The sequence below is a fragment of the Methylobacterium sp. WL119 genome, assembly GCF_008039875.1.
Classification (GTDB): domain Bacteria; phylum Pseudomonadota; class Alphaproteobacteria; order Rhizobiales; family Beijerinckiaceae; genus Methylobacterium.
This window is the reverse complement of sequence record NZ_VRUU01000104.1, coordinates 1-15,785: the sequence shown is the minus strand read 5'-3', so window position 1 is coordinate 15,785 and position 15,785 is coordinate 1. Positions and strand designations below refer to the sequence as shown.

18 protein-coding genes are annotated in these 15,785 nt (G+C 72.7%); 14 read left to right on the top strand and 4 right to left on the bottom strand.

Annotated elements, in window-relative coordinates:
• Positions 1-117: 117 nt before the first annotated feature.
• From pbpC to FV227_RS23895, 8 genes are all read left to right on the top strand, one after another.
• A complete protein-coding gene (gene pbpC / locus FV227_RS23930) occupies positions 118-2,187 on the top strand; it encodes a penicillin-binding protein 1C (protein ID WP_147863007.1) in 2,070 nt (689 codons plus the stop codon).
• A 179-nt stretch (positions 2,188-2,366) separates the two neighbouring features.
• A complete protein-coding gene (locus tag FV227_RS23925) occupies positions 2,367-2,639 on the top strand; it encodes a hypothetical protein (protein WP_243933694.1) in 273 nt (90 codons plus the stop codon).
• A 3-nt stretch (positions 2,640-2,642) separates the two neighbouring features.
• Positions 2,643-3,203, top strand: a complete 561-nt coding sequence (locus FV227_RS23920) for a type II toxin-antitoxin system VapC family toxin (RefSeq protein ID WP_147729834.1) — start codon at positions 2,643-2,645, stop codon at positions 3,201-3,203.
• Positions 3,204-3,451: 248 nt separating this feature from the next.
• Entirely contained in the window at positions 3,452-4,186 is a 735-nt protein-coding gene (locus FV227_RS23915) for a histidine phosphotransferase family protein (protein ID WP_147728838.1), read from the top strand.
• 257 nt (positions 4,187-4,443) lie between these two features.
• Positions 4,444-4,953, top strand: a complete 510-nt coding sequence (locus FV227_RS23910; protein ID WP_147860068.1) for a ferritin-like domain-containing protein — start codon at positions 4,444-4,446, stop codon at positions 4,951-4,953.
• 208 nt (positions 4,954-5,161) lie between these two features.
• Complete coding sequence (locus FV227_RS23905) at positions 5,162-6,013, top strand: MoxR family ATPase (RefSeq protein ID WP_147728840.1); 852 nt, start codon at positions 5,162-5,164, stop codon at positions 6,011-6,013.
• Between the two features lie 220 nt (positions 6,014-6,233).
• Complete coding sequence (locus tag FV227_RS23900) at positions 6,234-7,214, top strand: aldo/keto reductase (RefSeq protein WP_147728841.1); 981 nt, start codon at positions 6,234-6,236, stop codon at positions 7,212-7,214.
• Complete coding sequence (locus tag FV227_RS23895) at positions 7,214-7,735, top strand: histidine phosphatase family protein (protein ID WP_147860067.1); 522 nt, start codon at positions 7,214-7,216, stop codon at positions 7,733-7,735. Before FV227_RS23900 ends, FV227_RS23895 begins: the two co-directional genes overlap by 1 nt.
• Before the next feature lie 60 nt (positions 7,736-7,795).
• Here the strand turns inward: FV227_RS23895 and FV227_RS23890 are convergent, their stop codons facing one another.
• Positions 7,796-8,251, bottom strand: coding sequence for an RNA polymerase subunit sigma-70 (locus tag FV227_RS23890; protein WP_147729052.1), 456 nt, complete (start codon positions 8,249-8,251; stop codon positions 7,796-7,798).
• Between the two features lie 218 nt (positions 8,252-8,469).
• On the opposite strand from FV227_RS23890, the gene FV227_RS23885 reads away from it, so the two are divergent.
• The 3 genes from FV227_RS23885 (at position 8,470) to hemC (ending at position 10,810) form a co-directional block, all read left to right on the top strand.
• On the top strand, positions 8,470-9,333 hold the full coding sequence (locus FV227_RS23885) for a Kdo hydroxylase family protein (RefSeq protein ID WP_147729053.1): 864 nt from the start codon (positions 8,470-8,472) through the stop codon (positions 9,331-9,333).
• Positions 9,334-9,361: 28 nt separating this feature from the next.
• Complete coding sequence (locus tag FV227_RS23880; protein ID WP_147729054.1) at positions 9,362-9,661, top strand: antibiotic biosynthesis monooxygenase family protein; 300 nt, start codon at positions 9,362-9,364, stop codon at positions 9,659-9,661.
• 225 nt (positions 9,662-9,886) lie between these two features.
• Positions 9,887-10,810 (top strand): hydroxymethylbilane synthase, encoded by a 924-nt coding sequence (hemC, locus tag FV227_RS23875; protein WP_147729055.1) that lies wholly within the window; start codon positions 9,887-9,889, stop codon positions 10,808-10,810.
• Positions 10,811-10,879: 69 nt separating this feature from the next.
• On the opposite strand, the gene FV227_RS23870 is transcribed toward hemC, so the two are convergent.
• The gene (locus tag FV227_RS23870) at positions 10,880-11,947 is read right to left on the bottom strand and encodes a GSCFA domain-containing protein (protein WP_147860066.1); all 1,068 of its coding nucleotides are present in this window, start codon (positions 11,945-11,947) and stop codon (positions 10,880-10,882) included.
• A gap of 90 nt (positions 11,948-12,037) precedes the next feature.
• Between FV227_RS23870 and FV227_RS23865 the strand changes: the two genes are divergently transcribed.
• Positions 12,038-13,066, top strand: coding sequence for a WcbI family polysaccharide biosynthesis putative acetyltransferase (locus FV227_RS23865; protein WP_244030581.1), 1,029 nt, complete (start codon positions 12,038-12,040; stop codon positions 13,064-13,066).
• 43 nt (positions 13,067-13,109) lie between these two features.
• On the opposite strand, the gene FV227_RS23860 is transcribed toward FV227_RS23865, so the two are convergent.
• The gene (locus tag FV227_RS23860; protein WP_147729566.1) at positions 13,110-13,505 is read right to left on the bottom strand and encodes a response regulator; all 396 of its coding nucleotides are present in this window, start codon (positions 13,503-13,505) and stop codon (positions 13,110-13,112) included.
• Positions 13,506-13,927: 422 nt separating this feature from the next.
• On the opposite strand from FV227_RS23860, the gene pal reads away from it, so the two are divergent.
• Positions 13,928-14,443, top strand: a complete 516-nt coding sequence (pal, locus tag FV227_RS23855) for a peptidoglycan-associated lipoprotein Pal (protein ID WP_147729567.1) — start codon at positions 13,928-13,930, stop codon at positions 14,441-14,443.
• On the opposite strand, the gene FV227_RS30485 is transcribed toward pal, so the two are convergent.
• Entirely contained in the window at positions 14,344-15,042 is a 699-nt protein-coding gene (locus FV227_RS30485; protein WP_313899229.1) for an SRPBCC domain-containing protein, read from the bottom strand. The two genes, pal and FV227_RS30485, sit on opposite strands and share 100 nt — an antisense overlap.
• Before the next feature lie 188 nt (positions 15,043-15,230).
• On the opposite strand from FV227_RS30485, the gene FV227_RS23845 reads away from it, so the two are divergent.
• On the top strand, positions 15,231-15,785 hold a 555-nt coding region (locus tag FV227_RS23845; protein WP_281407537.1), incomplete at its 3' end, for a YbgF trimerization domain-containing protein.

Genomic DNA, 15,785 nt, shown 5'->3' with positions numbered 1-15,785 from the left:
ACCCTGCGGAGCAGGGGGGGAGAGGGGACCGCGTCGTCCGGAGACAGCGCTCCCCTCTCCCGACCCCTGCTCACGCAGGGGCCACCCTCCCCCGCAGAGGGGGGAGGGAGGTGGCGCGTGTTTGTCGCCCTCGTCGCGATCCTCGTCGCCATCCCCCCCCTCGCCCTCTGGCGCTTCGCCGCCGCGCTGCCGCCCCTCGACCTGGCGCAGGCGGACCTGCGCTCCACCATCGTGGTCGACGCCCGCGGGACCCTGCTGCGCCCGTTCGCGACGCCGGACGGGCGCTGGCGGCTGCCGGTGACGGCGGCGTCCGTCGACCCGCGCTATCTCGCGATGCTCACGGCCTACGAGGACCGGCGCTTCGCCGACCATCCCGGCATCGACCCGGCGGCGACGCTGCGCGCCGCGTGGCAATGGCTGGCGCACGGACGGATCGTCTCCGGCGGCTCGACCCTGTCGATGCAGGTCGCCCGCCTGGTCGAGCCGCGCGCCGAACGCTCGCTCGCCGCAAAGCTGCGGCAGATGGTCCGCGCGGTCGCGCTCGAGCGGCGCTTCGGCAAGGCCGGCGTGCTCGACCTCTACCTCGCGCTCGCGCCCTATGGCGGCCCGGTCGAGGGCGTGCGGGCGGCGGCGCTCGCCTATTTCGGCCGCGAGCCAGCCCGGCTCTCGTTCGCCGAAGCCGCCCTCCTCGTCGCCCTGCCGCAGGCGCCCGAGACCCGCCGGCCGGACCGCTTTCCCGCCAACGCCCGCCGGGCGCGGGACCGGGTGCTCGACATCGTCGCCGCCCGCGGCGCGATCACGCGCAGCGAGGCCGCCGCCGCCAAGGCCGAGCCGGTGCCGGACCTGCGACGGCCGTTCCCGATGGCGGCGGCGCACGCGGCGGAGGCGGCCGTCGCCGTCGACCCGTCGGCGAGCGTGCTGCGCCTGACCCTCGACGGCCGGCTCCAGGCGAGCCTCGAGCAGCTGGCGACGGAGCGCGCGCAGGCCGCGGGGCCCGGCCTGTCGGCGGCGATCCTGGCGATCGACAACCGCACCGGCGCGGTGCTCGCCCAGGTCGGCAGCGCCGGCTACCGCGACGCCGCGCGCCGCGGCGCCATCGACATGACGCTGGCGGTGCGCTCGCCGGGCTCGGCGCTCAAGCCCTTCATCTACGCGCAGGCCTTCGAGAGCGGGCTTGCCCATCCCGAGACGCTGCTCGACGACCGCCCGGCCCGGTACGCGGCCGCCTACGCGCCCAAGAACTTCGACCTCACGTATCAAGGCACCGTCACCGCCCGCCGCGCCCTGCAGCTCTCGCTCAACGTGCCCGCCGTCGCGTTGATGGAGGCGGTCGGCCCGGCCCGCTTCATCGCCCGCCTCAGGGCCGCCGGCGCCGCGATCCTGCTGCCGCGCGACGCCGCGCCGGGCCTACCCGTGGCGCTGGGCGGCCTCGGGATCACGCTGACCGACCTCGCCCGGCTCTATGCCGGCCTCGCCCGCGGCGGCGCGATGCCCGACCTGATCCGCCGCGCCGACCGGCCGGCGCCGCCCGACTCCGCGCGCCGCGTCGCCGAGCCGGTGGCGGCCTGGTACGTCGCCGACATCCTGCGCGGCGCACCGCCCCCCGAGAACGCGCTGCCCGGCCGCATCGCCTACAAGACCGGCACCTCGTTCGGCTATCGCGACGCGTGGGCCGCCGGGTTCGACCGGCGGGTGACGATCGCGGTCTGGGTCGGGCGGCCGGACGGCGCCGCGGTGCCGGGCCTCGTCGGGCGCGCGGTCGCCGCGCCGATCCTGTTCGACGCGTTCGCGCGGTTCGGCGGCGAGCCGGAGCCGGTGGCGCAGCCGCGCGACGCGCTGGTCACCACGTCGGCCGGCCTGCCGCCGCCACTCCGCCACATCCGCCGCGACGCCCCCAAGACGCTGGCCGCCGCCGACACCGCGCCCCTGAAGATCGCCTACCCGCCCGACGGCGCCCGGATCGATCTCGGGCTTCAGGATCACCCGGGCGAGGCGGCGCAGCAGGCGCGCCTCGCCCTGAAGGCGCTGGGCGGCGTGCCGCCGCTGACCTGGATGGTCGGCGGCCGCCCGGTGGCCGATTCCCCCCGCCGCCAGTCCGAATGGGTCCCGGACGGCGCCGGCTTCGCCCGCATCTCGGTCCTCGACGCGACCGGCGCGAGCGACAGCGTCGTGGTGCGGCTGGAATAGGCGCGCCGGCATCCCGGTGCCGATCGTGCGCGTCGCACGCCTCCAGAGGTTTGCCGGGTCTGCGGGCGTGCTCGCCGAGCCGGGCGCATGGGACGGGCGCAGACCGCCTTCGCGACGAGCCTCCACGCGGAGGACCGAGCGGATCGGGCGCCCGATTGCACCGCGTGTCGCCCGATCCTATGGCGATCGTGGCGGCGGCCTCGTCCAAGGCGAAGGTTCAGGCCGTGCTGGCGCGGGCGCAGGAGAGCGGCCTGATCGCGAAGAAAGGCGGGCGGATTTCCGGGCGCGTGTCGCCGGAACTGATCGAGCGCGCGAAAGCCCGCACCGGCATCCGGTCGGACACCGAGCTGGTGGAGTTCGCCCTGGCCAACCTGGCGATCGAAGACGATTTCGCCGACGTGTTTCGAGCGTTGAGAGGCACGGTCGATCCCGGGCTGGACCTCGGATTCTAGCGCGTGGCGTTCGACTTCCGGTCCGCCGAGCGGGTTCGGAGGCAGGCTCCGGTCAGGACCCTGGGACGCCGACCCGACGACCGTCTTCCGTTTCTCGGGACGGAGGCATCGGCCGGGAACGGCCTTCTCCTCGATACCTGCGTCTACATCGACCAGATGCAGGGCAGGGCGCCCGCGATCGTCGCGGATCTGCTCGCGATCCGGCTGGTGAACCACAGCACCGTCGCCGTCCAGGAGCTGATGCATACGGTCGGCGTGCTGGATCCGGGCGTCGCCCGGACCGAGGGCGCCGTCGCGGCGATCGAAGCGGCGATCGATGCCATGCCGGCGCATCGCCTGTTCGTGCCGGATGCCGACATCCTCGCCCAGGCCGCCGTGTATGCGGGCATGCTCGCGCGGGTTCAGGGCTACGGCCGCGACGAGCGGATGAAGGCCCTCCACGACTGCGTGCTGTTCGTGCAGGCGATGAAGCACGGGTTCGCCGTGCTGACCCGCAACGTGCGCGAGTTCGACGCCCTGCTTCAGATGCGGGCGGACGGGCGGGTGCTGTTCTACCGGACCTGAGGGGGCGCGCGGGGCGGCGGACCGAGCCGGGCGCCTGCCGCTCCGGTCCGAGGGCCGGCCGGCGATCGGCTTGCCGCGTCGCGCCTCCCCCGTAACCCTTTGCAAAGGCGGATGTGGCGTCTATCCGTTCGGGCAGGGCCGCCCCGCGGCCGAGTTCCGCGTCGCCAAGCCCGCGGCCGAGTTCCGCGTCGCCAAGCCGGACGACCAAGTCCGAAGACCAAGTCCGAAGAAAACGCCCGGAGCGTGCCATGAATGCCGTGACCCTCGACGCCCTCGACCTCTCCGCGCTGCTGTGCTCCCGCGTCTGCCACGACGTGATCAGCCCCGTGGGCGCGATCGTGAACGGGCTCGAGGTGCTGGAGGACGACCAGGACGAGTCGATGCGCGAGTTCGCCCTCGACCTGATCCGCAAGAGCGCGCGCCACGCCTCCGCCCGCCTGCAATTCGCCCGGATCGCCTTCGGCGCGGCGGGCTCGGCCGGCGCCTCGATCGATCTCGCCGACGCGGAGAAGGTCTCGCGCGGCATGTTCTCCGACGAGAAGACCCAGCTCAGCTGGAGCGCGCCGGTGGCGCTCTACCCGAAGAACAAGGTCAAGCTGCTCCTCAACCTCGTGATGATCGCCACCGGCGCGATCCCGCGCGGCGGCCTGCTCGACGTGACGGTGACCGGCGACGGCGAGGCGCCGACCCTGGTGCTGGTCGCCAAGGGCTCGCATGCCCGCATCCCGCCCCATGTCGAGGCGCTGATCGCCGGCACGCCCGAGAACGGCGTCGTCGATGCCCACGGCATCCTGCCCTACTATGCCGGCCTCGTCGCCCGCGCCGCCGCCATGAACGTCCGCTTCTCCATCGAGGGCGACACCGTGACGATCCGCTCGGAGCCGGTCGCCGCCGCGGTCGAGCCGGTGATCGAGACCGCCCCGGAAAGCTCCGAGGACGACCGCCCCTCCGACAGCGAGCCGTCCGACACCCTGCTCGCCTGAGGAGCACCGGCTTTTCCCTCCCCCCGACGGATCTCGGGCCCGCCCGAGATCCGCACCCCGTGTGCCCGAGGCGGGCGAGCCCGGCTTGGGTGCGGGGGAGGCTTGGGTGCGCCGTCCACGCGCGAGACGCACGCGGGAGATCCGCCGCGCTGCGTCACATTGAGCGCGTGCGCGACTCCCGGGAAACTTGGCCGGCGGGCGCCGGGTCTCTCCCATAGGCGCGGCCGGGCTCCGGCCGCCGATTAGGAGATCCGAACATGGCCCTCGACACGCGCGACATCTACGTCACGGCGCTGAAGAACACGCATGCCCTGGAGATGCAGGCGCTCCAGATCATGGAGCGTCAGGTCGAACGGCTGCAGAACTATCCCGAGATGGAGGCGGCGCTCCGCCGCCACATCGACGAGACCCATGGCCAGCGCACCCGCCTGGAGGAGGCGCTGCACGGCCTCTCCGAGAGCCCCTCGGCGCTCAAGGAGGGCTTTCTCGGCTTCGTCGGCAACATGATGGCGCTGGGGCATGCCCCGGCCCAGGACGAGATCCTGAAGAACGCCTACGCCAACCACGCCTTCGAGAACTTCGAGATCGCCGCCTACACCTCGCTGCTGGCGATCGGCGAGGCGGCGGGCCAGCAGGGCCATGCCGCGGCCTTCCAGCAATCGCTGAAGGAGGAGGAGGGCATGGCCGCCAAGGTGCGCGAGCTCGTGCGCCCGACGACCCTGCGCTACATCGAGTTGACCACCGCAGGCGCCAAGGCCGACCGCTAGGCCGGGCGAAGACCGGACCGCGACGCGGTCGATCGCGTCGCGGTCCGGCTCCCCGCGACGGCGGGGCGGCGGCCCGCCGGACCTCATGGGTCCCGACCCACGGGCCTCGGGATGAGCGGGCCGCGTCCCTGGGGCGTTGCCCGCGACCGGCTTTGCGCCCTATGTCGGACGGGTCGGCCGTGCCGGCCCGCCAGGACGAAACAGCCCGATGCGCTTCACCGGAACCGAGTCCTACGTCGCGACGCCCGACCTCACAGCGGCCGTCAACGCCGCCATCGTGCTGGAGCGGCCGCTGCTGGTGAAGGGCGAGCCCGGCACCGGCAAGACGGTGCTGGCCGAGGAGATCGCCAAGGGGCTCGGCGCCGACCTGCTCACCTGGAACGTCAAGTCGACCACCAAGGCGCAGCAGGGCCTGTACGAGTACGACGCCGTCTCGCGGCTGCGCGACTCGCAGCTCGGCGATCCCCGCGTCTCGGAGATTTCCCACTACATCCGCCGCGGCAAGCTGTGGGAGGCCTTCACGGCCGACGCGCGCCCGGTGCTGCTGATCGACGAGATCGACAAGGCCGATATCGAGTTCCCGAACGACCTGCTGACCGAGCTCGATCGCATGGAGTTCTTCGTCTACGAGACCGGCGAGACGGTGAAGGCGGCTCGCCGCCCGGTGGTGATCATCACCTCGAACAACGAGAAGGAGCTGCCGGACGCGTTCCTGCGCCGGTGCTTCTTCCACTACATCAAGTTCCCGGACGCGCAGACGCTGGGGCGAATCGTCGAGGTGCACTATCCCGGCATCAAGCACTGCCTCGTCGAGGAGGCGTTGCGGGTGTTCCTCGAGACCCGCGAGGTGCCGGGCCTCAAGAAGAAGCCCTCGACCTCCGAGCTGCTCGACTGGCTCAAGCTCCTGGTCTCGGAGGACGTCGACCCCGAGACCCTGCGCGAGACCAACGCCCGCAAGCTGATCCCGCCGCTGCACGGCGCGCTGCTCAAGAACGAGCAGGACGTGAGCCTGTTCGAGAAGCTGGCCTTCATGATGCGGCGCGAGGGGCGGGGGGGCTGAGCCTTCCGCTCTTCCCCTCCACCCCCTCATCCTGAGGTGCCGGCAGCGAAGCGGAGGCCTCGAAGGAGGGTTCCAGGGACCGCGCGACCTCGGGAGGGCTCCTTCGAGGCCCGCTCGCGCGGGCACCTCAGGATGAGGCGATGAATTGGGGGCAGCGGAACGCCGCCTGCTACCTTGGCCAAAACGCGGCCGTCAGATCGAGAGAACCAAGAGCCGCCGCATGAAGATGAAGAAACTCGGCCGCACCGGCCTCGACGTGTCCGCCCTCTGCCTCGGCTGCATGACCTACGGCATCCCCGAGCGCGGCCCCCATCCCTGGACGCTGCCGGAGGACGAGAGCCGCCCGCTGATCCACCAGGCGCTCGACCTCGGCATCAACTTCTTCGACACGGCCAACTACTATTCCGACGGCACCAGCGAGGAGATCGTCGGCCGGGCGCTGCGCGATTACGGCGACCGCGACAGCCTCGTCGTCGCGACCAAGTGCTTCTACCCGCTGACGGACCGGCCCAATGCCGGCGGGCTGTCGCGAAAGGCGATCTTCGCGGCGATCGACGCCAGCCTGAAGCGGCTCGGCATGGACCACGTCGACCTGTTCCAGATCCACCGCTGGGACTACGAGACCCCGATCGAGGTGACGCTGGAGGCGCTGCACGACGTGGTGAAGGCCGGCAAGGCGCGGTATCTCGGCGCCTCGTCGATGTATGCGTGGCAGTTCTCGAAGGCGCTCTACACCGCCGATCTCCACGGCTGGACCCGGTTCGCGACCATGCAGAACCACGTCAACCTGCTGCATCGCGAGGAGGAGCGCGAGATGCTGCCGCTCTGCCGCGACCAGGGGATCGCCGTGCTGCCGTGGAGCCCGCTCGCCCGCGGGCGGCTGACCCGCGACGCCGACGCCACCAGCGCGCGCCAGGACAGCGACGCCGTCGGCAAGGGCCTCTACGACGCGGCGGCCGACGCCGACTGGGCGATCATCGCCAAGGTCGCCGAGATCGCCGAGGCCCGCGGCGTGCCGCGCGCGCAGGTGGCCCTGGCCTGGGTCGCGGCCAAGCCCGAGGTCGCCGCGCCGATCATCGGCGCCGCGAAGCCCGGCCACCTGACCGATGCGGTCGCGGCCCTCGACCTCGTGCTCACGGACGACGAGATCGCGGCGCTGGAGTCGCTCTACACCCCGCATCCGATCGTCGGGTTCGCCTGATGCGCCGCCTGCTGCTCCTGCGCCACGCCAAGTCGGACCGGCCGGCGGGCGTCCCCGACATCGACCGGCCCCTCGACGCCCGGGGGCGCGAGGCCGCGCCGCGGATGGGCGCCTACCTCGCGAGCGAGGGCCTGCAGCCCGACCTCGCCCTGGTCTCGCCCGCAAAGCGCACGCGGGAAACCTGGGAGGCGGTGGCCGCCTCGCTCGGCGCGGTTCCCGCGCAGATCGTCGAGACGATCTACGAGGCGCCGCCGGCATCGCTGCTCGAGGCGGTCCGCGCCGCCCCCGATTCCGCCGAGACGCTGATCCTGGTCGGCCACAATCCCGGCATGGAGGCGCTGGCCGACCGGCTGGTCGGCGCCGGCCCGCGCGCGGCGCGAAGCCGCCTCGCGCAGGGCTTCCCCACGGCGGCGCTGGCGGTGATCGAATTCGATGCGGATAGCTGGGGCGCGATCGACGGCGACGGCCGCCTGGAGCGGTTCGTGCGGCCGAAGGACCTCAGCCCGGACCTGACGGATTAAGTCATCGTCCTGAAGCCGGTTGCAGGCTCTCGGACGAATCCGATGCCTGCGCCCGGCGCCTCAGAGATCGCCGAAGGCCAATTGCCCCTGGTTGCGCCGGGGCGCCGGGACGATCTTTGCCTTGGCCGGGGTGCTCTTTCCCGCGGCGCGCTTCGCCGCGGGGGCCTTGCGCGCCGTCGGCTCGCCGCGCAGGCGGGCCAGGGCCTTGTCGCGGGCCACGGCCTCGGGGGCGTGCGGATCGCCGTCGAGCCACTTGCCGCGCTTGATCACCTCGTTGACCCGGCCCTGGTTCACGCCGACCTTGAAGGCGATCTCCTGCTGCGTCATGCCGGTGGAGGCGTGCAGGTCGAGGATGGCGTGGGCCAGCTCCGGCGTCATCTTCTGGCCGGTCAGGCGCCGGGCGGGCTTCACGGTGCGGATCGCGCGGTCGCGCTCGCGCAGGCGCTCCAGCAGGGCGAGCGCCATGTTCATGCCGTGCTCGCGCAGCGACTCCTCGAATTCCTTCAACGTCGCCATCGGCGAATGATCCTTGTGCGGGCGAGACCGCCCGGAACAGGGGGAGAACGTGCCGCCTTCGCATCGGTTGCGCAAGGCGTCGCGGCTGCGGCATCCCGGGATGACAGGATGCCGGCGCCGTCATCCACCGGTAAAACCGCCGCGCTGGCCCTCGCCCCGAGCCTCGGCTAAACCCGCGGACCCGCGACGCCGGCCCCGCGACAGGACACGCGACCCGCATGATCAGCCCGATCCTCACCGTTCCCGCCTCGGGGCCCGCCTCGAACGGCTCGCTCGCCGCGGCCCTGGAAGGCGGCGCGGTGCTGATGTTCCCCGATCTCGACTTCCCGTTCAGCGACTTCGAGCGGCGCTTCACCGAGCGCCCCTTCGCCGACGGCAAGGCCAAGAACGTCAACATCCGGGGCGAGGCCGCGACCCTCCGGGGCGCCGCCGGCACGCCGGAGGAGCAGGAGGCGCTGCGCCAGCTGCTGGTGCGCTACCGGGCGTTCTCCAAGGACCTGATCGCGCGCCACCTGCCGGAATACGCGAGCGGGATCAGCCTCGCCGGCACGTCGTACCGGCCCTTCGACGTCGACCGGCGCAAGATGAGCTGGCGCCGCGACGACACTCGGCTGCACGTCGACGCCTTCCCCTCCAACCCGATCGGCGAGAAGCGCATCCTGCGGGTGTTCCGCAACATCAACCCGAGCGGCCAGCCGCGCCTGTGGCGGGTGGGCGAGGATTTCGGCTCGATGGCCGACAAGTTCCTGCCGAAGCTCCCGGGCTACTCGGCCCTCTCGGCGCGGCTGCTCGCCGCCCTGCGCATCACCAAGGCGCGGCGCTCGGAATACGACCACCTGATGCTGCACCTGCACGACGCGCTCAAGCAGGACGCCGACTACCAGGCCGGCGCGCCCCAGGCCGACGTGGAGTTCCTGCCGGGCCAGACCTGGGTCACCTTCTCCGACCTCGTGATGCACGGCGCCATGGGCGGCCGCTACATGCTGGAGCAGACCGCCTACCTGCCGGTCTCCGCCCAGGCCGACCCGGACAAGAGCCCGCAGCGGATCCTGGCGCGCAAGCTCGGCCGCCCGCTCCAGTAGGCCTCCGGCCGCAAAGGACACGACACCGATGATCCTCGAAATCGCACAGGTCGAGATCAAGCCCGGGATGGAGGCGGCGTTCGAGGCCGGCATCGCCGAGGCCGCGGAGATCTTCCGGGTCGCCGCCGGCTGCCGCAGCTTCGACGTGCGGCGCTCGGTCGAGCATCCGCAGCGCTACCGCCTGCTGATCGAGTGGGACACGCTCGAGGCCCACACCCGGGACTTCACCGGCTCGCAGCCGTGGCAGGATTACCGCGCCCTGGTCTCCCCCTGCTTCGCGAGCCCGCCGGCCGTGGAGCACACGGAACGGGTGCTGAAGGCGTTCTGAGGACGCGCGCGACGCCGACGGCCCCTTCCACCGTCATTCCGGGGCGCCGCAGGCGAGCCCGGAGTCCGGACACGCCGACGCGAAAGTCATGGGCATTGTCGGCGGCTCTGGATCCCGGGCTCTGCTTCGCAGCCCCGGAATGACGGGGTCGGAGCGGATCGAGCGCTTGCGTCGCCCGCCGCCGCCGACGATGCTCGCGCAAAGCTCGGGCGAGACAAGAAGCACATGATCCAGCGTCCCCTCCGCATCGGCACCCGCGGCAGCCCGATGGCGCTGGCCCAGACCGGCATGGTCCGCGACCGGATCGTGGCGGCCAACCCGGGCCTGGAGACCGAGCTCGTCGTCGTCACCACGGTGGCCGACAAGATCCTCGACCGGCCGCTCTCCGAGATCGGCGGCAAGGGGCTGTTCACCAAGGAGCTGGAGCAGGCGCTGTTTTCCGACGAGGTCGACGTGGCGGTCCACTCGATGAAGGACGTCGAGACCTGGCTGCCCGAGGGGCTGGTCATCGCCTGCATCCTCGCCCGCGACGACCCGCGCGACGCCTTCCTGTCGCCGCGGGCCGCCGGGCTCTCGGAATTGCCCGCGGGCGCGCGGGTCGGCACCTCGTCGCTCCGGCGCGCGGCGCAGGTGCTGATGCGGCGCCCCGACCTGCGCATCGTGCCGCTCCGCGGCAACGCCAACACCCGGATGCGCAAGCTCGAGGCCGGCGAGTGCGACGCGACGCTGCTGGCGCTCGCCGGCCTCGAGCGCCTCGGGCTGGAGGGCATGGCCCGCTCGGTGCTCTCGGTCGAGGAGATGCTGCCGGCGGTCGCGCAGGGGGCGCTCGGCATCGAGGCCCGCGCGGGCGATGCCGAGATCCACGCGCTGCTGGCGCCGCTCGCCTGCGCCCGCACCACCACGGCGATCGGCGCCGAGCGCGCGCTCCTGGCCGAGCTCGACGGCTCCTGCCGCACGCCGATCGCGGCGCTGGCGCGGATCGAGGGCGACACGCTCAGCCTCGACGGCCTGCTCTTCCTCCCCGACGGCAGCCGCCACTGGGCCGCCTCGCGCTCGGGCCCGGTCGCCGACGCCGAGCGGATCGGGCGCGACTGCGGCGCGGCGATCAAGGCGGCGGCGGGCGAGGTCTACACGAAGCACCTGCAGTAGGGGCTATCCGCGACGCGCGCTTCCCTCCCCCCTCTGCGGGGGAGGGAAGGGACGGGTCGCGTCGTCCCCTCACGCCACGCTGCGCTCGATCTGCTCCTCGTCGCAGATCACGCCCGCCGTGCCCTCGTATTCGGCGGCGAAGTCGTGGGCGGCCTGCACCGGGGCCGGGGCGGTGCGGTCGGCGGCGAAGGTGGCGAGGAACGAGCGCATCACGTGGCGCACGCCGGCGTCGTTGATGGTGCGCAGGTCGTCGTTGTAGTAGCGGCCGGCATTCACGTTGCTGGTGACGATGTCGTAGGCCGGGAAGTACACCGCCCGCGGGTCGCCGGAGGCGCAGGCCTCGCCGGCCGCCACCCGCAGCACCGACTTCGAGTAGCTGTTCGACTCCATCACGTGCCGGTCCATGTAGGTGGCGATCATCGGCACCGGCGAGACCGTGAGGATGATGCGGGCGGTCGGGTTCACGCTCCAGAGCCGCTCGAGGAAGCCCTGCAGGTCGGCGAGCACCTCGGCCGCGCCGGCGTTGACGCATTCGTAGAGCGCCGGATCGTAGCTGCCGCCGGCGACGCCGGGCGCGAGCGGCAGGGCGGCGCCGTCGGCGCGCCAGCGCCAGCCCTCGGTCAGGCCCAGCGTCAGCACGAACACGTCGAGGGTCTCGAACAGGCGGCGCACCTCGGCCAGATGCGCGTCGCGCGCGGCGACCACCGCGGCCTCGTCCGCGAAGCCGGCGGGCTCGACGGTGGGGCGGAACGGGTCGACGTAGCGGCCGTCCTCGCGCAGCCACGCCTTCAGCTCGGGCTCGAACCGGCCGTAGGCCCGGTCGAACAGCTGCACGAACTGGCGCGTGTAATAGAGGTTGCCGTACCGGGCCGAGAAGGTGCCGAACTGGCGTGCGTCGGCCTCCGCCGGCGCGGTGCCCTCCGGGGCGGCTTCCGTCACGTAGTAGTTGAAGCCTTCCGCCCGAAGCGCCTCGGCGACGCGCTGGGCGAAGCACGATCCGCCGGTGGCGACCTTGTCGGCCTGGCCGATCGCGAAGGGCGCGCGCGGCCGCGGATCGACGGCGAAGGGGGCGACGTTGGTCACGACCTTGCGCCAGAAACGCTCGGCCGGTAGACCGCTATAGGGGTTGGACGTCATCTTGTAGACCCTTCCTCCGACCTCCGGCGCAACCGCCTCGGCGACGCGCCCCGAGCTTCTTCGCCCCACCCGATGCACCCGGCGCGTAACGTGGCCCTGTCCGATCTGCCTAGGCGCGCCCGCGGCGCGTTCTCGTTGTCGCCGCCATCCTGGGCGACACCGTGGCGCGCCAAGCCCGCTGCCGATGCGGGTCGGCGCGGCCCGCGCATCGCGGTGCTCGGCAACTGCCAGGCGCGCGGCGTGGCCCAGGCGATGCGGCTGCTGGCGCCCAACAGCCCGGTGCGCTTCCTGCCGATGGGGACGCTCGGGCGCGACCTCGGCGACATCGACGGGCTGGTGTCGACGCTCGCCGCCTCCGACCACGTGTTCTCGCAGCTGTTCCCGGCCGGGCTGCTCCCCGGCGGCGACATCGCGGTCCTGCGCCGGCGCGACCCGCGCACCAAGCTGTTTCCGACGATCGTGTTCTCGGCCTTCCATCCGGACATGGTCTATGCCGGCCGGGTCGAGGACCTCGCGGCGCTGAAGCTCGCGCGCTCGCCGCTCGGGCAGTACCATTCGGCGATCGCCCTGTGCGCCCACCGCCTCGGCCTCACCGCGACCCAGGCCGGGCGGCTGTTCCGCGAGGACGTGTTCCGGCGGCTCGGCTATCTCGACCAGTGGGAGCCGGCGGTCCGCGAGCTGATCGGCGGCGGGGCCACGGTCGCCTTCGGGCTCGAGCGCGAGATGAGCCGCTGGAGCCGGCGCGGCGCCTTCATGCACGTGATCAACCACCCGAAGGTCTTCGTCGTCGCCGACATCGCCCGGCGCCTGCTGGTCGAGAGCGGCTTCGCGCCGGAGCCGGTGGAGATCGAGGACTACCTCGGCGACGAGCTCGCCCGCGACGTGGTCTGGCCGGTCTATCCGCCGATCGCCGAGATCTACGGGCTCACCGGCTCGTACCTGTTCAAGACCAAGCCCCGCGGCGACGCCTTCCCGGTCCTGTACGACCTGCCCGGCTTCCTGGCGGCGAGCTTCGCCCTGTACGACGCCGCGGAGCCGAGCGACCTCGCCTGCGCGCGGGTCGAGGCCTGGATCGGCGCGCCGGAGATCGTCGCGATGTTCCGCTCCGCGGCCGCGTGAGCCGGGGCGGGTCGCGTGACGCCCCGGCGCGACCGGGCGACGATCACATCGCGGCGCGGAGCGGCTCGTCGGTGACGCCCTGCGCCATCATCCGCACCACCTGCTCGATGTCGCGGATCTGGAACGGCTTGCGCAGGTAGAGGCCGCCGCGGACGGCGCGCGGCGGCAGGCCGGGGGCGGTCGAGGTGTAGACCACCGGCCGGTCGGGATGCATCGCGCGGAAGGCCTCGGCCACGCTCCAGCCGTCGATCAGGCCGGGCAGGCGGATGTCGGTGAACAGCCAGTCGATCGTGCGGCCGCGCTCGCGCAGGATCGTCAGCGCGGCCTCGCCGCTCGACGCCTCGATGACGCGGATGCCCTGCGTCTCGCACAGCGACGCGACGATCTCGAGGAGCAGGTAGCTGTCCTCGACAATGAGCACGCTCTGGGCGGGATGCATCGGGGTGGATCCGGTCGGCAGGTTTCGCCCCAGTGGAGGCCGCGAGCGTTAACGCTTCCCTAACGCGCGCCGCCCCCGGCCCCGCATGCCCACGCGGGCTCGCCCGCGACGCGCCGTTGTTGCGCCGCCGCAACGCTCCGGTCGAATCGACGCTTGCGCGAGGCCGGGCCGCGCGGCCGCCGCAATGCGGGTGCCTGACGGGGCCCGCGACGTCGGTCCTAGCGCCGCGAGTCCTGCGTGCGCCACGACACATCGGCGGCGGGCCGGCTCCGTTGGAAACCCGGCGTCAAGCTTGATGGAACCTTCGCTTAACCCGACAGGCTTAAAGCCCAATCTCGTTTGATCGCGCGGACATCAACGCGCCGACCTGCCGCGACCCGGGACCGGGCCGGCGCACACCGTCCGCTCGTGGAGTGACAGACATGCCCCGATCCGCGCGCTTCCGCGCCGCCACCTTCCGCGCCGCCTCCCTGAGCTTCGCCCTCTGCGCCGGCCTCGCCGTCTCGGCCTGCAGCAGCGACAAGGACCTCGCCGACGCCTCCGCCTTCGGCGGCGGCGCCTCCACCCCCGGCAGCGCGCAGGACTTCGTCGTCAACGTCGGCGACCGGGTGTTCTTCGAATCCGACTCGACCGACCTGACGCCCACCGCGACCGGCACCCTCGACAAGCAGGCGGCCTGGCTGCAGCGCTACCCGCGCTACAGCTTCCTCATCGAGGGCCATGCCGACGAGCGCGGCACCCGCGAGTACAACTTCTCGCTGGGTGCCCGCCGCGCCCAGGCGGTGAACGACTACCTCGCCTCGCGCGGCATCGCCGCCGGGCGGATGCGCACCGTCTCCTACGGCAAGGAACGCCCGGTCGCGGTCTGCAACGACATCTCGTGCTGGTCGCAGAACCGCCGCGCCGTGACGGTGCTCGACCGCGGCGCCGGAAGCTGACCGCAGGCGCGACCTTCGTCGCCCGACGACCCCGCCATCCTGCCTCCACCACAACGCGGCCTCCTCGGGCGGGCGTATCGGGGCAGGGGCGAGCGGGGGACGGCACCCGCCGCGACGCGTCCGGCCGACGCGTCCGGCGCGGCTCGCCCTCTCGCCACGTGTCGGCAGAGGTTGCCGAGGATGGCGGCCCAGCCGCTGCGCTGCTGCGCGATGGGGACATCGGTCTCGGGATCGAACGCGACCGTCACGCCGGTCCGGTCGCCCAACGCGGTGAACTCGACCACCGCATGACGGTCGCCGAAGGCGTATTCGATCCGTTCGTTCGGGACGATCCTGGTGTCGGTGCCCGCGACATCGAAGCCCATGCTGCCGTCCTTCGCCGCCATGCGCGCCGTGAACGTGCCGCCTTCCCGAAGGTCGACGGTCGCCGTCGGACAATGCCAATCGTCGGACGCGAAATTCCACTGCGTGATCCGATCCGGCATCGTGTAGGCGTCCCGGACGACATCGACCGGTGCGGACGCCGTCGCTTCCACGATGATCCGTTCCTGCGGCATGGGGGCTTCGCATCCGGCCGTTCGGGACTTCGCGGCGGGCATCTCACACTAGGCCGGTCGTGGCGGCAACCTCCGCGGCGCCGCCGCATGCGGCCGGCCCCCTAGGCCCGCCCTCGCCGTGCGGCTCGAGGGGCCCCGAGCCGGCATCGCCTTAACTTTGCCGTGCTGGAGCGCATCTGCTACCGGCCTCGCGCCGACCTTGCGCGCTCCCTGTCACGACCGGTGCCACCATGCTCCGCCGCCTGCTTCTCGCCTCCTGCGCCGTCCTCAGCCTCGCCGCCCCGGCCGCGGCGCAGGACGCCTCCGAATTCGTCGTGCGCCTCAACCGGATCGAGAACCAGTCCCGGATGATGGCCGGGCAGATCGAGACGCTGCAATACGAGAACCGGCAGCTCAAGGAGCAGCTTCGGAAGTTCCAGGAGGACGTCGAGTTCCGCCTCAACGAGAAAGGCGGCGGCAAGGCCGCGCCCGCGCCGAGCCGCGAGCCGGCCGGCGCCGTCAACGGCGGCAATCCGGGCGCCGCCCGCCCGCAGAAGCGCGGCGACGCCTTCGACCCCGAGCAGAGCCCCGGCCGCCCCGGTGCGCCGATGCAGCTCGGCGCGACCCAGCCCTCCGCCCCGGCCGCGGCGCCTGCGCCGGCCGCCGCCGCCCCGATGGCCCAGACCCGGCGCCTGCCGGAGCCGGCGATCGACGACGGCGAGGATGCCGAGACCCGCGGCGCCCCCGGCTACGACGAGCCCGTCGACCTGTCGCCGCCCGCCCGCGTCGGCACCACCGGCGCGCTC

Bases quoted from the DNA above. Each gene is read 5' to 3' on its own strand.
- FV227_RS23890 (WP_147729052.1), bottom strand. From the start codon at position 8,251: ATGGCGACGTTGAAGGAATTCGAGGAGTCGCTGCGCGAGCACGGCATG.
- FV227_RS23885 (WP_147729053.1), top strand. From the start codon at position 8,470: ATGATCAGCCCGATCCTCACCGTTCCCGCCTCGGGGCCCGCCTCGAAC.
- FV227_RS23925 (WP_243933694.1), top strand. From the start codon at position 2,367: ATGGCGATCGTGGCGGCGGCCTCGTCCAAGGCGAAGGTTCAGGCCGTG.
- FV227_RS23895 (WP_147860067.1), top strand. From the start codon at position 7,214: ATGCGCCGCCTGCTGCTCCTGCGCCACGCCAAGTCGGACCGGCCGGCG.
- pal (WP_147729567.1), top strand. From the start codon at position 13,928: ATGCCCCGATCCGCGCGCTTCCGCGCCGCCACCTTCCGCGCCGCCTCC.
- FV227_RS23915 (WP_147728838.1), top strand. From the start codon at position 3,452: ATGAATGCCGTGACCCTCGACGCCCTCGACCTCTCCGCGCTGCTGTGC.
- hemC (WP_147729055.1), top strand. From the start codon at position 9,887: ATGATCCAGCGTCCCCTCCGCATCGGCACCCGCGGCAGCCCGATGGCG.
- FV227_RS23910 (WP_147860068.1), top strand. From the start codon at position 4,444: ATGGCCCTCGACACGCGCGACATCTACGTCACGGCGCTGAAGAACACG.
- FV227_RS30485 (WP_313899229.1), bottom strand. From the start codon at position 15,042: ATGCCCGCCGCGAAGTCCCGAACGGCCGGATGCGAAGCCCCCATGCCG.
- FV227_RS23905 (WP_147728840.1), top strand. From the start codon at position 5,162: ATGCGCTTCACCGGAACCGAGTCCTACGTCGCGACGCCCGACCTCACA.
- FV227_RS23870 (WP_147860066.1), bottom strand. From the start codon at position 11,947: ATGACGTCCAACCCCTATAGCGGTCTACCGGCCGAGCGTTTCTGGCGC.
- FV227_RS23860 (WP_147729566.1), bottom strand. From the start codon at position 13,505: ATGCATCCCGCCCAGAGCGTGCTCATTGTCGAGGACAGCTACCTGCTC.
- FV227_RS23880 (WP_147729054.1), top strand. From the start codon at position 9,362: ATGATCCTCGAAATCGCACAGGTCGAGATCAAGCCCGGGATGGAGGCG.
- FV227_RS23900 (WP_147728841.1), top strand. From the start codon at position 6,234: ATGAAGATGAAGAAACTCGGCCGCACCGGCCTCGACGTGTCCGCCCTC.